The sequence below is a fragment of the Streptomyces sp. NPDC091371 genome, from assembly GCF_040684275.1.
Classification (GTDB): Bacteria; Actinomycetota; Actinomycetes; order Streptomycetales; family Streptomycetaceae; genus Streptomyces.
Genome location: NZ_JBFBFP010000007.1, coordinates 34,451 through 49,180, shown reverse-complemented (window position 1 = coordinate 49,180; position 14,730 = coordinate 34,451). Strand labels below are relative to the sequence as shown.

At 73.6% G+C, this 14,730-nt stretch carries 10 protein-coding genes and 1 pseudogene; 5 read left to right on the top strand and 6 right to left on the bottom strand.

All coding sequences use genetic code 11. The features are described 5' to 3' along the window. Positions 1–12: 12 nt before the first annotated feature. From AB0O21_RS10875 to AB0O21_RS10865, 3 genes are read right to left on the bottom strand one after another with little or no spacing between them, the layout of a single operon-like run. Positions 13–1,269 carry a Tm-1-like ATP-binding domain-containing protein gene (locus tag AB0O21_RS10875; protein ID WP_365169442.1) on the bottom strand — a complete coding sequence of 419 codons (1,257 nt, stop codon included), beginning with the start codon at positions 1,267–1,269 and terminating at the stop codon, positions 13–15. A gap of 59 nt (positions 1,270–1,328) precedes the next feature. Continuing rightward, positions 1,329–1,829: an NUDIX domain-containing protein gene (locus AB0O21_RS10870; protein WP_365168983.1), complete on the bottom strand. Its 501-nt coding sequence runs from the start codon at positions 1,827–1,829 to the stop codon at positions 1,329–1,331. A 30-nt stretch (positions 1,830–1,859) separates the two neighbouring features. Then, the gene (locus tag AB0O21_RS10865; protein WP_365168980.1) at positions 1,860–2,945 is read right to left on the bottom strand and encodes a cation diffusion facilitator family transporter; all 1,086 of its coding nucleotides are present in this window, start codon (positions 2,943–2,945) and stop codon (positions 1,860–1,862) included. A 179-nt stretch (positions 2,946–3,124) separates the two neighbouring features. On the opposite strand from AB0O21_RS10865, the gene AB0O21_RS10860 reads away from it, so the two are divergent. The 3 genes from AB0O21_RS10860 to AB0O21_RS10850 are packed head-to-tail and all read left to right on the top strand — an operon-like array spanning position 3,125 to position 7,184. Further along, on the top strand, positions 3,125–5,557 hold the full coding sequence (locus AB0O21_RS10860) for an FHA domain-containing protein (protein WP_365168977.1): 2,433 nt from the start codon (positions 3,125–3,127) through the stop codon (positions 5,555–5,557). After that, a complete protein-coding gene (locus AB0O21_RS10855) occupies positions 5,554–6,186 on the top strand; it encodes a hypothetical protein (protein WP_365168974.1) in 633 nt (210 codons plus the stop codon). Before AB0O21_RS10860 ends, AB0O21_RS10855 begins: the two co-directional genes overlap by 4 nt. Then, entirely contained in the window at positions 6,186–7,184 is a 999-nt protein-coding gene (locus AB0O21_RS10850) for a serine/threonine-protein kinase (RefSeq protein ID WP_365168971.1), read from the top strand. The genes AB0O21_RS10855 and AB0O21_RS10850 overlap by 1 nt, the downstream gene beginning before the upstream one ends. A 10-nt stretch (positions 7,185–7,194) precedes the next feature. Here the strand turns inward: AB0O21_RS10850 and AB0O21_RS10845 are convergent, their stop codons facing one another. Further along, positions 7,195–8,442, bottom strand: a complete 1,248-nt coding sequence (locus AB0O21_RS10845) for a streptophobe family protein (RefSeq protein ID WP_365168968.1) — start codon at positions 8,440–8,442, stop codon at positions 7,195–7,197. A gap of 133 nt (positions 8,443–8,575) precedes the next feature. Here AB0O21_RS10845 and AB0O21_RS10840 point away from each other — a divergent pair. Then, positions 8,576–9,817: pseudogene (locus AB0O21_RS10840) on the top strand (DUF6777 domain-containing protein); the annotation flags it as partial. 435 nt (positions 9,818–10,252) lie between these two features. Here AB0O21_RS10840 and AB0O21_RS10835 read toward each other — a convergent pair. Together AB0O21_RS10835 and AB0O21_RS10830 are read right to left on the bottom strand one after the other, a co-directional pair. After that, positions 10,253–11,179, bottom strand: coding sequence for a C40 family peptidase (locus AB0O21_RS10835; RefSeq protein WP_365168965.1), 927 nt, complete (start codon positions 11,177–11,179; stop codon positions 10,253–10,255). Between the two features lie 33 nt (positions 11,180–11,212). Continuing rightward, positions 11,213–12,430 carry an SPFH domain-containing protein gene (locus AB0O21_RS10830; protein WP_365168963.1) on the bottom strand — a complete coding sequence of 406 codons (1,218 nt, stop codon included), beginning with the start codon at positions 12,428–12,430 and terminating at the stop codon, positions 11,213–11,215. Between the two features lie 188 nt (positions 12,431–12,618). Between AB0O21_RS10830 and AB0O21_RS10825 the strand changes: the two genes are divergently transcribed. Beyond that, positions 12,619–14,688: a SpoIIE family protein phosphatase gene (locus AB0O21_RS10825; protein ID WP_365168960.1), complete on the top strand. Its 2,070-nt coding sequence runs from the start codon at positions 12,619–12,621 to the stop codon at positions 14,686–14,688. The last annotated feature ends 42 nt before the right edge of the window (positions 14,689–14,730 follow it).

The window sequence follows — 14,730 nt, the reverse complement described above, 5'->3', positions numbered from 1 at the left end:
GGGCCGGCCGTCTCAGGCCGCCGCCGACACCGCGCCGATCATGGCGTGCAGACGGTCCGCGGCGGCCCGGCCGAACGCCGGGTCGTTGATGTGCGTGTCGTAGTCGTGGAGCCGGGCGGCGCTGCCCCGCAAGCCGTCGCGCAGCGCCGAGAACAGGGCCCGGTCCGCGTCGGGGTCATGGTAGGGCCCGCCCGGCGCGCCGAGCGTGGACAGTCCGCGGAGCGGGACGCAGATCTCCGTGGGGCCGGTCGCCGCACGGAGTTTGGCGGCGACCCGGCGGCCGAGCTCCGCGCACTCGGACTCGGTCGTGCGGATCACCGTGATGGACGGGTTGTGCACCCGGACCCGGCGGTAGCGGACCCGCTCGGGCAGGGTCTCCAGCGGCCCGAACTTGACCATGTCCAGCGCCCCCAGGCTCACCACCTGCGGGATCCCGGTCCGCCCGGCGGCGCTGAGCCGGTCGGGACCCGCGGTGAGGATGCCGCCGCACAGGTCGTCGGCGAGCTCGCTGAGGGTGAGGTCGAGGACGCCCGCGAAGACGCCCTGACCGGCCAGGGTCTCCAGGGTGCGGCCGCCCGTGCCGCTGACGTGGAAGACGAGCACCTCGTAGCCCAGTTCCGTCAGCCTCTCGCGGGCCGCGTCCACGCCGTCCGTCGTCACCCCCGCCATGCTCGCCGCGACCAGCGGCCGCGAGCCCGCCCCCAGCCGCGCCGGACGGTGCATGTCCAGCGAGGCGCGGGCGAAGGCCTTGGCCATCCCGGCGACGGCCTCCACCGCGTTGGCCAGGACCGGGGCGGAGATGCTGTTGATCCCCGCGATGTCCACCACGCTGTACATCATCGTGATGTCCGCGGAGCCGACGTAGGGGGAGACGTCCCCGGACGCCATGGACGAGACCATCAGTTTCGGTACGCCCAGCGGCAGCGCGCGCATCGCCCTTGTGGCGATGGACGTGCCGCCGCTGCCGCCGATCGCGAGCACCGCGTGCAGCCGGCCTTCGGCGTGCAGGCGTAAGAGCGTCGCTTCCGCGCCCCGCGCCATCGTGGTCACGGCCGCGCCCCGGTCGGCTGCCGTGCGCAGTTCGGAGAGTTCCGCTCCCGCGGCCCGGGCCACCGCCTCTCGCGGCACGTCCGCGGGCACGCGGGGTTCGCCCATGATTCCTGTATCGACCAGTACCACCTCGACGCCGGCGCGCAGCAGCCTCTCGCGCAGCCAGCCGTACTCCACACCCTTGGTGTCCAGGGTTCCCACCAGCACGACGTTCGTCATATGTGTAATGTCCATGCAGGTAGGGTTTGTTGGCAAGTAAAGGTCGGGTCAATGTCCGATCAATCCTCCAATAGGGTCAACAGCCGGTCCAGAAACGGAATCTGAGCGGGGATCAGTTGGCGCCGGGCCGCCGGGGGAGCGAACCAGTCGACCCGGTCCAGCTCGGGGAACTCCTGTACGGTCCCCGAGTGCGGCGGCCACTCCATCGAGAAGGTGCCCGGCACCATCCGCGCGGGGTCGAGGTCCGCCTCCACCGCCCAGATCGTCACCAGCTTCCCGCTGGTGAGGCGCACGTCGCCCAGCGGCAGGTATTCGCCCTCGGGCGGCGGCAGCCCGAGCTCCTCGGTGAACTCCCGGCGGGCCGCGTCCCGCGGGGTCTCGTCCGGTTCGTACTCGCCCTTCGGGATGGCCCAGCCCCCGGCGTCCCGCCCGGACCACAGGGGGCCGCCCATGTGGCCGAGCAGGACCTGGATGCCGCGGTCGCCCGTCGCGCCCGTCGCGCCCGGGGCGCCCGTACGGCGGAAGAGGAGCAGTCCCGCGCTGCGCTTCTTGTTGCCCATGGGTGCATGTATGCCCCGCCGGTCGCCGGCTCAGTGGTCGTGCGGGCCCTGGCGGTGGACCGGCCCGTGCGCGTCCGCGCAGTGCGGGTCCTCGGGGTCCGAGCCCGCGCGGCCCACCGTGAGGAGCGAGTCCTGCACGTGGTCCACCTGGAGGGTGGTGTGCGTGATCCCGTACTCCTTGGCCAGCAGCCGCTCCAGGTCGCGGCGGACGGCGTGGCAGTCACCGGCCGGCTCCACGAGCACGTGCGCCGAGAGCGCCGCCTGGCCGGAGGTGATCGTCCAGATGTGCAGGTCGTGCACCTCGGTGACCGGCGGCTGCCCGACGAGCCGGTCGCCGACCGCGTCCGGGTCCACGTGGGCCGGGGCGGCCTCCAGCAAGATCCGGCCGGACTCGCGGACCAGCCCGTAGCCCGCCTTGACCATCAGCACCACCACCACGAGGGTGGCGATCGCGTCGGCCTGCCGGAAGCCGGTGGTCAGCACGATCAGGCCGGCGACGGCCGTCCCGATGAAGGCGAACAGGTCGTTGAGGATGTGCTGGTAGGCGCCCTCCACTGCGAGGGAGGAGCGGTTCGCCTTGGAGATGCACCAGGCCGCCGCCACGTTCACGGCGATACCCGCGAGCGCCGTCACCACGACCAGACCGCCCTCGACGGGCGGCGGGTCCATCAGCCGCCGCACCGCCTCGTACGCCAGCCAGACCGCCAGCAGGAGCAGGGTCAGGCCGTTGGCCTGCGCCGAGAGTATCTCCGCGCGCTTGAGGCCGTACGTGAACCCGCCGCGGGCGGGCCGGGCGGCCAGGCGCATCGCGATGAGCGCGAGGACGATCGAGACGGCGTCCGTCAGCATGTGGGCCGCGTCGGAGATCAGCGCCAGCGAGTTGGCCAGCACGCCGATGACCACCTCGACGGCCATGAACGTGCCGATCAGGGTGAGCGCGATCGCCAGCCACCGGCGGTCGGCGTCCGCGGACACGCCGTGGCTGTGGCCTCCCGGCCCGTGGCCGTGGCCGTGGCCGTGGTCGCCGTGGTCGCGGTCGCCGGGGCCGTGGTCGTGCCCTGCCTCCGCGTGCCCGTTCGCGTCTTCGTGCTCGTGCGCCTGGTCGAGCCCAGACATGGCATCCCCCGTCTCCGTCGCACACCCGTGTGTTCGGGTCCGTCGCGTGAAGTGAAGCGCACCTGGACAAGATGGGCAAAGGCTGCAACGGGGACCGTTGTCATTACCCATAACAGGCCTCTGACCTGCGGCGATGCCGCGCCGCTGCCGCACCCGTCCGATCGTGGGAAGATCTGTTCATGGTCCAGCGCCCCGGTGTGCCGACCGCGCCCGAGCTCGTTCTGGAAACCGACCTGGGATCCACCCGGATGAACCCAGGCCGGACCTACCACGTCGGCAGGGACCCCCTCTGCGAGATCTGCCTCGACGACGCCCGCGTCTCCTGGCACCACGCGATCCTGCGCCCCGACGGGGACCACTGGACGATCGAGGACGAGGGCAGTACCAACGGCACGTGGGTCGACGGCCACCGCGTCCAGGAGTGGAGCGTCGGCGTCGGCACCGAGCTCCGCTTCGGCAGCGTCGAGGACGGCCCCCGCGCCCGCGTCACCGGCCGGACGCCCTCGGTCGCGCCCGGTGCCGCCCGGCCGTCCCGGGTCTCCAACCCCGGCATGACCGGCACCTTCCGGCAGCCGACCACCGTGCGCCCGCTGGCGCCCCGTACCGCCGTGCGGATCGGCCGCGCCCCCGACAGCGACCTCGTCATCGACGACCTCGTCGTCTCGCGCCGGCACGCCGAACTGCGCTCCCTGGCCGACGGCGGCTACGAGATCGCCGACCTCGGCAGCCACAACGGCACGTACCTCAACGGAGCCCGTATCGACGGCGCCGCCCGCCTCGCCGAGGGCGACATCGTCGGCATCGGCCACACCGCCTTCTGCCTCGTCGGCGACCAGCTCCAGGAGTACGTCGACACGGGCGAGGTCTCCCTCGACGTCGAGGGCCTCACCGTCACCGTCGACAACGGCCGCAAGACCCTCATGGACGGGGTCTCCTTCCCCGTGGGCGCCAAGTGCCTGCTCGCCGTCGTCGGCCCCAGCGGCGCCGGCAAGTCCACCCTGCTCGGCGCGCTCACGGGCCTGCGCCCCGCCAACAGCGGCACCGTCCTCTACGACGGCCGCGACCTCTACCGTGACTACGCCGAACTGCGCAGCCGCATCGGCCTCGTGCCCCAGGACGACATCCTGCACGCCCAGCTCACCGTCCGCCGCGCCCTCGTCTACGCCGCCGAACTGCGCTTCCCGCAGGACACCGCCAAGGCCGAACGCGAGGCCAGGGTCGACGAGGTGATCCGCGAACTCGGCCTCGTCCAGCGGGCCGACCAGCCCATCCACAGCCTCTCCGGCGGCCAGCGCAAACGCGTCTCCGTAGCCCTGGAACTGCTGACGAAGCCCTCCCTGCTCTTCCTCGACGAACCCACCTCCGGCCTCGACCCCGGCATGGACCGCTCGGTGATGCACATGCTCCGCGGTCTCGCCGACGACGGCCGCACCGTCATCGTGGTCACCCACAGCGTGCTCAGCCTCGACGTCTGCGACCGGCTGCTGTTCCTCGCCCCGGGCGGCCGCGTCGCCTACTTCGGCCCGCCCCAGGAGGCGCTCTCCTTCTTCGGCTTCGAGGAGTGGCCCGAGGCGTTCGAGGCGTTCGAGACCCAGCAGGGCCGCGACTGGGCGGGGGCCTACCGCAACTCGCCGACCCACCGCCGCTACGTGGAGGCCACCGCCCGCCGGCCCCTGCTCACCGAGGCAGCCGTCGCCGGGGCGGCGGCCGCCGGGGCAGCGGCCGCCGGCGAGGCCGGGGAGCCCGGCGGTCCAGCCAGGGCCGCGCCCCTGCCACCGCCGAAGGCGCAGAGCTGGCGCTCCCAGCTGTCCACCCTGATCCGCCGGTACGCCGCCGTGCTCAGCGCCGACCGCACCTTCCTCGTGATCATGGTCGCGCTGCCGTTCATGATGGGAGTCATGGCCCGCGCGCTGGCCGGCAGCACCCTCACCGCCGAGACGGCGCTGAACGCCCTGCTCATCCTGACCATCGGCGGAGTGCTCACCGGCGCCGCCAACGCCGTCCGCGAACTCGTCAAGGAACGCGTGATCTACCAGCGCGAACGCGCCGTGGGGCTGTCCCGCTCCGCCTACCTGATGTCGAAAGTGGTGGTGCTGGGCACGATCACCGTCGGCCAGGCGGTGGTGCTGACCCTGGTGGCCCTCGGTGGGGTGAAACTGAACGCCCCCGGCGGCAAGGGCGTCCTCATGCCACCGCTGATCGAGATCACCCTCGCCGTCGCCCTGCTGTCCTTCACCGCGATGATGCTCGGTCTGCTGATCTCCGCCCTGGTCCGCAAGGAGGAGGTCACCATGCCGCTGCTGGTCCTCCTCGCCATCGTCCAGGTCGTCTTCTGCGGCACCCTGCTGAAGCTCTACGACGTCGCCGTCCTCGAGCAGGTGGCGTGGTTCGCCCCGGCCCGGTGGGCGATGGGCGCGATGGGCGGCACCATCGGGCTCGGGGCGATCGTCCCCGGCAAACTCACCCAGGACCCGATCTTCGCCCACGAGGCCGACGCCTGGCTGCTCAGCATCTGCATGCTGCCCGCCCTGTCCGTGGTCTTCGGCCTGTTCGTGTCCCGGCTGCTGCGCCGGCACGAGCCGGCCGTCATGCGGAAGCAGCCGAAGCGATGACCTTCCCCGATGCGGTCGAGGGCTTCGAGCCCACCCACGTCGTCCCGCAGGACGGGCTGCCCGCCTGGGAGTCACCCGACGCGACCCGGCCGACCGTCCCCCTGGACCCCTTCCTGCCGGTGCAGCTGCTGACCCGGCGCGGGGACTGGGGCGAGGTCCTCTGCTCCAACGGCTGGTCCGCCTGGGTGGACGGGCGCCTCCTGGTCGCCGTACCGCAACCGCCGCCCACGGCCGACGGGAAGCCGCCTGCCCGCGGCGACGACCCGCGGCCCCTGCTCGCGCGCAGCACCCAGACCGTGGAGCGCTACCGGCGGGCCGTCGAGGAGCTCGCCTCCGGGCGGACGGACGCCGAGGCCTTCCGGCGTACCGTACGGGGCCTGCGCGCCGGAATCGTGCTCGACGGGGAGTCGGTCTGGCTCTACGACGAGACGGCCGGGCGGTGGCTGTACGGAGACGGGAGCCACCTGAGCACCTACGCCGTCGCCGCGGGACCGGGCGCCGCGCCCGACGCGGACACCGACCCGGTCGGGGTCCAGCTCGACGTACTGCCCGACGGCGCCGACGTACCGCCCGCCGGACCGGTGGGGCACGCCCCGACGCAGGTGGTGGACGAGCCGGGGGCCGGGTGATGGCGGAGGCGTCCGGCGCGGAACAGTCCTCGGGGCGCCCCTCGGACCTGCGGGGCAAGCAGGTCGCCGGATACCTGGTGGAGAGCGAGATCGGGCGCGGCGGCATGGCGGTCGTCTACCGGGCGCGGGACCTGCGGCTCGACCGGACGGTGGCGCTCAAGCTGCTGGACCCCCAGCTGGCGCGCAACGACACCTTCCGGCAGCGCTTCGTCCACGAGTCGAAGGTGGCCGCGGCCATCGACCACCCGCACATCGTGCCCGTGTTCGAAGCGGGGGAGACGGAAGGGCTGCTGTACATCGCCATGCGCTACGTGGCCGGGCAGGACCTGCGGCAGATGCTCGACCGGACGGGTCCGCTGTCGGTGGAGACGGCCGCGCGGATCGCCGGACAGGTGGCCTCGGCCCTGGACGCGGCGCACGACCACGGCCTGGTCCACCGGGACGTGAAGCCGGGCAACATCCTGGTCGCGCGGGGCACGGACAGCGAACACCCGGAGCACGTGTACCTCACGGACTTCGGCCTGACGAAGAAGTCGCTGTCCCTGACCGGGTTCACGACGGCCGGGCAGTTCGTCGGGACCCTGGACTACGTGGCGCCGGAACAGATCTGGGGCAAGCCGGTGGACGGCCGGTGCGACGTCTACAGCCTGGGCTGCGTGGTCTACGAGACCCTGGCGGGCGCTCCGCCCTTCCAGCGTGACGACGACATGGCCCTGCTCTGGGCCCACCAGTACGACCCGCCGCCCCCGCTGAGCTCCCGCCGGCCGGGCCTGCCCGCCGCGGTGGACGAGGTCCTGGCGAAGGCCCTCGCGAAATCGCCCGAGGACCGCTGGAACACCTGCCTGGAGTTCACCGGCGCCCTGCGCCAGGCGGACACCGCCAGGCAGCCGGAACGCGCGGCCGGGGGAGCGTCCTCACCATCGTCCGCGCCGCCGCCCCCGCCGCCGCGCTGGGCACTGCCGGTGTTCGAGGACGGCCCGCGCCCACCGCTTCAGTAGCGGCACCCGCTTACCGCTTCAGTAGCGGGGCCGCCTCGTCCACGCGGCCGCCGCGGTGCAGGGGGCGGGCCAGGAAGGCGCCCAGGAAGCCCGCCACCGCGCCCCAGAGGAGGCCGAGGCCGACCGTGCGCCACAGCACCGCGCTCAGCTCGACCTTGCCGCCCAGCCCGTCCACGTCGCCGATGCCCAGCAGCGAGAGCCCGAACTGCGCCTGCACGCGGGCCAGCAGGCAGACCGTCAGGGTCGCCAGGGCCAGCGCCACGCCCAGGTGGAGCGCGTGCTGCCAGGGGCGCACGTGCGCGGGGGAGCGTACGGCGGCCAGTACGCCCGTGCCGAGCAGCAGGACGGCGGCGACCGCCACCAGCCACCACGCCCGGGCGTCCCGCTCCGCGAGCGAGGCCACGTCGACGGTGGAGAGGTCCGGGCCGCGCAGGGCCTGGTCCAGCAGCTGCGGCATCGGCAGTCCGAAGGGGCCTTCGACCTTGCCCTCCCAGGCGCCGCCGAAGCCCAGGGTGAGCGCCGGCCAGACCAGGTTGGGCAGCCCGAGCAGGAGCACGGCGAAGGTCCGCGCGGCATGGCCCTGGGTGGCCGCCACCACGATGCCGACGCCGATGCCGATCACCACGTACGCGAGGAGCAGTGCGACGGTGGCGAAGGCTGCCGGGCGCAGCGCCGTATGGAAGCGGACCAGGCGGGCCGGGAGCGGAGCGCGGCGCGAGACGAGCAGGGCGACCAGCAACAGGCCCAGGATCCACAGCAGTCCGTAGAGGAGCGTGGCGGCCAGGTCGCCCTCGAAGCCGACCGTCGGGGAGGAGTCGAGGAGTTCGCCGAGCTCGCCGAGGGGGTTGTCCCCCGTGGAGACGGCGAAGGTCTGCCGGGCGAGGAGGGTCGCGCCCGTGAGCGCGAGCAGCCAGAGCAGCACCAACGGGACGGCCCGGCCCAGGAGTTCGCGCGGCCGTGCCACCGCCCGGTTGTGCAGGGGGCGGAGGAACAGCCAGCCGGCCGTGAGGGCGCCGGCCAGGCTCACCGAGAGCGGCAGCACGGACAGGCTCGCGTCCGCGCCCGCCAGGAACCCCGCGCCGCCCGTCACCTCGACGGAGCCGCCGGCCGCCATCACGACCACCGCGGCGACGACCCGGGGGAACGCGCCGCCGGGCAGATCGCCCGCACCGGCACAGGCCAGCCCGGCCGCCGCGACGGCGGCCATCACGGCGAAGGCCGCGAGGACCGCCACGAGGGCGTCGCGCAGTGCCCCCACGGAGCCCCCCGGAGATGGTGATCTCGTCGTATGGCTCACCCTGCCACCGTAGGCAGCCTCGGCTTGCGGGCACCACCTGAACGGCGCACACAATGGTCCGGCAGGGAACTCCTCCTCCTGGGAAGAAGAGCCCGTGACCACGCAACCTTCCGGCCAGCAGCCGCCGTCACCAGAGCGTCCCTCGGTTCCGCCGTCCGGCCGCCCCACGGGGCCGCCGTCCGGCCCGCTCTCGGGCGGGCAACAGGGACCCCCGCCGCCCCCTCCGCCGTCCGCGCCGCCGGGCGGGCCGGGCGCACCCGGTGGCCCGGGCGGTCCCGGTGACCAGCCGAAGGGCCCGTGGTGGCGATCCGTACCCCGGCTGGCCACCGCGCTCGTAGCCGTGGCGGCCGCCGTGGCACTGGCCGTGGTCCTGACCCGGCCCAGCGGCACCACCGACCAGGCCGGCCGCGAGGTGTTCCTCCAGCCGGTCGCCGCCTCCGGCCCCGACCCGTTCACCGCGTCGACGGCCACGAAGGAGGCCGAGGCGCCGCCGGAGAGCCCGCAACCGTCCCAGGAGCGCACCGCCACGGCCACACCGGCGGGCACCCGGAGCGTGAACGGGGCCTCGCCGGGCGTCTACGGGGGCACCAACAACGTCGCCAGCTGCGACGTGGAGAAGCAGATCAAGCTGCTGGCGGCGGAGCCCGCCAAGAACAGTGCCTTCGCCTCGGCCCTCGGCATCCAGCCGGCGGCCGTCCCCGCGTACCTCCGCTCGCTCACCCCGGTGCAGCTGCGGAACGACACCCGGGTCACGAACCACGGCTACCGCGACGGCCAGGTCACCAGCTACCAGGCCGTGCTCCAGGCCGGGACCGCCGTTCTGGTGGACGACCGAGGGGTGCCGCGGGTGCGCTGCGCCTGCGGGAACCCGCTCGGGCCGCCGGTGGCGCTGCAGGCCAACCCGAAGCGCTACGGGCAGGTGTGGAACTCGTACCAGCCGGCGCGCGTCGTGGTCATCGCGCCGTCGGTGACCGTCGTCAACAAGTTCGTGATCTACGACCACCACGCCCGGCACTGGTACGAGCGCGACCGCGGCGACCACCACGGCAAGCGCGACCGGCCGGTCCCGCCGCCGGTGATCCCGACGCCGACCGTGATCCCGCCGACCGTGACGGTGACCCCGACTCCGAACCCGCGCTCGCCGACGCCGTCCGTATCGCCGACGTCGCCGACCCCGTCGGTCTCACCGTCGGGATCCGAGTCGCCGTCGAAGTCGCCTTCGGAGTCCCCTTCCGAGACGCCCTCGAAGTCGCCTTCGAAGTCGCCTTCGGAGTCCCCTTCCGAGTCCCCCTCCGAGTCCCGCTCCGAGTCTCCGTCGACGTCGCCTTCGGTGTCCGGGACGGCCAAGGAGTCCCCGAAGGCGGAGAGCGTCTCCCCGTCGGTGTCCCCGACGGAGCGCTCGGTGCCGCCGACCCAGCGGAACTCCGTGGAACCAAGAACTCCGGCCCCGCCGACATCGGCGAAGCCGGAGCCCGAACCCCAGGTCACGGTGCGGCCTGAGCTGCCGACGGCGGCGCCCCAGATCTCGCCCCCGGCCCCGCCGCCCCCGCCGTCACCCACGCCGTCCGTGCGCGTCCGGCCCACGCAGGGCAGTGACGGAGGTGCCGGGAACGACAACGGAACACAGCAGCAGCAGGACCAGCAGCAGGACCAGCAACGGAATCAGGACCAGCAGCGGAATCAGGGGCAGTAGCCGGACAGGCACCGGTCGCGGCGGGTGAGCACCTCACCCGCCGCGACCCGTGGCGTGTCCGGGCCCGTCCGGGTGCGGCTAGCGGACGCGGCCGTACATGTTCGGGTTGTACGCGCTGAAGCTGGAGATCCGGACGTTCTTGCCGGGGCGCGGGGCCTCGAGGTACTGGCCGTTGCCGAGGTAGATCGCCACGTGGTGGATCCCGGACGGCGAGCCGTTCGAGGACCAGAAGACCAGGTCGCCGCGGCGCAGTTCGGAGCGGGAGATCGGGGTGGTGGCCCGGTACTGGTCGGAGGCGACGCGGGGGAGCGAGATGCCGGCGCTGCGGTAGGCGGCCTGGACCAGGCCCGAGCAGTCCCACCCGCGGGGTCCGTTGCCGCCCCAGACGTACGGGTCGCCGATGTGGCTGCCGGCGAAGGCGATGGCGGCCTCGGTGCCCTGCCGGACCGGGGTCCCGGAGCCCGTGGAGCCCGAGGATCCGGAGGAACCCGAGGAACCCGAGGAGCCGGAGCCGCCGCCCGAACGGCCCGTGTTGCGCTCGTACTTGTCGCGGTGGCTCGTCCAGCGCCACCGGCCCGTCGCGTCCTTGTACCAGTACACGCGGTCCGTCGCGTCCCAGCCCGCGCGGCCGCGGAAGGTCGGCTCGGAGGTCCGTGCCGTCGACGCCGAACCGGCCGAGGTATTCGATGCCTTGCCGGAGCCGCTGCCCGAACGGCCCGTCTTGGCCAGGTACTTGTCGTAGTACGAGGTCCAGCGCCACCAGCCGGTCTCGTCCTTGTACCAGTACTTCGAGCCGTCCCAGCCCGCGTGCGCCGGGGCCGGCTCGGCCGACGCGGTGCCCGCGCCGGCGCCCATCAGCAAGGTCGCGCCGATGGCTGCGACCACCGCTCCGCGCAGGGTGCAGCGGCGGCGGGCGGCCGAGGCGGTCAGTGCCGTCGTGCCGCGGGCGCAGCCGGTGCAGTCACAGCTGTCGGGTATTTCTTCGGTGAATTCGGGCGTGCGCATGCATGGTTCCTTTTCCATCGGGGGTGTGGTGCTTCAGCGGGCGTCGGCGGCAGGGCCACGCGCCGTGTAGAAGGCCACGGTCAAGTCCTTGACCAGGGCCTTGCGTTCGTAGTCGTCCAGGCTCACGAGCCCGCGGTCGGACATCCGGTGGACGGTGTCGTCGACCGCGTCGAGGACGGAGGTGAGGACGGAGTCGCGGTGGCGGGCGTCGATCGCCGCGATCCGGCGGCGCTGCATCGCGGCGGCGACCTCCGGGGCGTACTCGACGTGCAGCGGCCGCGCGGAGAAGACCTCGACGCCGACGCCCCGGCATTCGGCGGCGAGCAGCCGGGTCAGCTCCTCGCCGACGGCCTCGGTGTCGCGCAGGGTCGCGGGTGTGGGGCCGTCCGGCGCCCGGAAGGAGTCGGCGGGCATCCGCGAGAGCACCCGGGCGGTCGCGGACTCCACCTGTCCGCGCAGGTAGGAGGCGTGGTCGTCGACGGCGAGCAGCGCGCGGGCGGTGTCCTTGACCCGCCAGACGACGAGCACGACGGCGCGCAGGGCGGTGCCTTCGGCGTCGACGACGGAGAGCGGCTCGCTGCGCCAGTGCCGCAGCCGTACGTCGACCCGCGCGTGCCGGCGCAGCGGGTTGGACCAGACGAGTCCGGTACGGCGGATGGTGCCGCGGTAGCGGCCGAACAGGGTCAGCGCCCACGCGTGGCCGGTCCGCCCGCGGCGCAGCCCGCCGAGGGCGAGGACGGCGACGGCGGCGCAGCCCGCGAGGGCGGCCGCCGGCCAGGCCTCGGCGGGGGTGGTGGTGAGGCGGAGGTCCGCGAAGCGGGCCAGGGCGGCGGCGCCGCCCGCGGCGAGGAGCACGGCCGCCACGGCCCACCAGCCGGAGCAGGCCCGGGCCGGGCGCTCGGTGATCTCGGGGTCGAGGACGGGCGGCAGGGTCCGCGTCCGGGTGGTTGCGGTGGGGCCGGGTATCGTGCCGCCGGCCGCGGGCTGCCGGAGGGTGTCCGTGTTGTCGCGGTGGCCGTCGCCGGGGGCCGGCCGCTCGTCGCGGAAGAGGGGGGCCAGGACGACGGGGTCCCGGTAGGGGCGGACGAGCACACCGCGCGAGGCGGCGAGTGCGACGGGTATCCGGCCGGGCTCCGCGCCCTCGCCGGCGGCGGCCGCGCCGTCCCGCCGGCCGTTCCCCTCGTTCCCCTCGCTCCCCCCGTTCTCCACTTCCTCGCCCGGTTCTCCGGTGGTCTTCGGCGCTTGCGACAAGCCACACCCCACACAGCCGTGGGCCCCAACCGTCCCGTGTCGGAGGACCGTTGGCGCCACAAAAGATGATCAAGAACTGATTGATCTTCGCGGAATCGTATAAGCGGACATTCCGGGAAAGGTCCCGACAGGCCGGGACTTAAGTCCCTTTTCCTGCCGATGTGACCGGAGGGTGAGACCCTGGCTGCATGGCCCAGAGGGGAAGGAACCCCGAGGTCGACTGGCCCGCGCGGCCGGACACGAGCCTTGCGCTCAACCGCATGGGCACGTTCGACTGGGACCTCGACAGCGGTCGGATGCACCTCGATCCCACCGCTCTGGAGGTTCTCGACCTGCGCCCGGACGAGTTCACCGGGACCCCCGCCGGACTGCGCTCGCGCATCCTGCCCGCCGAGGAGGCCCGGCTCGACGCCCGCGTCGCGCAGGCGCTGAAGGACGGCCGCAGCCACTACGGGGCGTACGTGCGCAGCCGCCGCCGGGACGGATCACCGGCCTGGACCCACATCCAGGGCCACATCCTGCGGGATCCGGGCGGCCGCCCGTACCGCGTCATCGGCATCCTGCGCGACGCCGCCCACGACCCCGGCGAGCCGGGCGCCGCCGGGGACCAGGCGGAGGGACGGCGCCGCATGACCGGGGTCGTCGAGCGGACCACCGCGATCCTCGCCCACGCCCGCACCGTCAACGACGTGACCGACGTCCTCAAGGACCCCGAGGCCCTCGGCCACCTCGGCGCGGTCAGCGTGATGCTGGGCGTCGTCGACGGCGGCCGCATCCACCTGGTCGCGGAGGGGCAGCTGGGCTCGTACGTACCCGAGATCGAGTACACCCGGATCGACGCGCAGTTCCCGATGAGCGAGGCCGTACGGACCATGCAGCCGGTCTACCTGGCCGCACGGGAGGAGTTCAGGGGGCGCTACCCGCTGCTCTGGCCCTACATCGAGCCGCTGTCCGTGCGCAGCGGGGTCTACCTGCCCCTGATCGCCCAGGGCCGGGTCATCGGCGCGCTCGGCCTGCTCTACCAGCGCGAGGGCGATTTCACCGCCGAGGAGAGGAACCTGCTGATGGCGCTCGGCAGCGGGATCGCACAGAGCCTCCAGCGGGCCATCCTCTTCGAGCAGGAGCACGATCTGGCGGAAGGCCTCCAGCGGGCCATGCTGCCCCGCCGGATCCCCGAGGTGCCGGGCGCGCTGATCGCCGTACGGTACCGGTCGGCGCGGATGGGGCGGGACATCGGCGGGGACTGGTACGACGTCATCCCGCTCGGCGAGGGCCGGGTCGGGGTGATGATCGGCGACGTGGAGGGGCACGACACGGACGCCGCCGCCGTCATGGGCCAACTGCGGATCGTGCTGCGCGCGTACATCGTCGAGGGGCACACCCCGGGCACGGCGATGGCCCGCGCCTCGGCCTTCCTGCGCGAGCTGGCCACGGAACGCTTCGCCACCTGCACGTACGCCGAGGTGGACCTCGCCACGGGCATGCTCCGCATGGTCCGCGCGGGCCACCTCGACCCGGTCGTCCGGCGCGGCGACGGCAGCTGCCACCGCATCCAGGTGGCGGGCGGCCTGCCGCTCGGACTCCCCCCGCGCGAGCACGAGGGCAGCGGCACCGGCTACCCCGTCACCAGCCTCGAACTGCACCCGGGAGACACCCTGCTGCTGTGCACGGACGGCCTGATCGAACGGCCCGGCGCGGACCCCGACAGCGGGATGCGGGAACTCATGGCGGCGGTCCACAGCGGCCCCGTGGATGTCGAGGAACTCGCCGACGTGCTGTGCGACCTGGTCGGGGACTCCGGGGGCGGGGACGACATGGCCCTGCTCCTGCTCCGCCGCCGGGGCACGCCCCCGGCGCGCGGCGGCGGCCCGCTGTGCCAGCGGCTGGAACCGGGCGACACGGAGGCCCCGGCGATGGCCCGGCACCTGATCCGGGCGGCGGCGGCCGCGTGGGGCGCGTGGGACCGGGCCGACGAGATCGAGCTGGCCGCGGACGAGCTGATGACCAACGCCCTGGTCCACACGGACGGCGGAGGCCACGTCAGCATGCGGCTCACGGCGGACGGCCGGATCCGGATCGAGGTCGAGGACTTCAGCAGCGCCCTGCCGAGGCGTCGTGAGGCGGGGGACTGGGCGGTGTCCGGGCGCGGCCTGATGCTGGTGGACCGGCTGTCGGACCAGTGGGGTGTGGAGCCCCGGGGCGGCGGGAAGTGCGTGTGGTGCGAGTTCGCCGTGGCCGCCCCGGCGCAGGCGGGGTGAGGTTCAGACCGCGGCGTACGGGCGAGACATGGCGGTACGAGC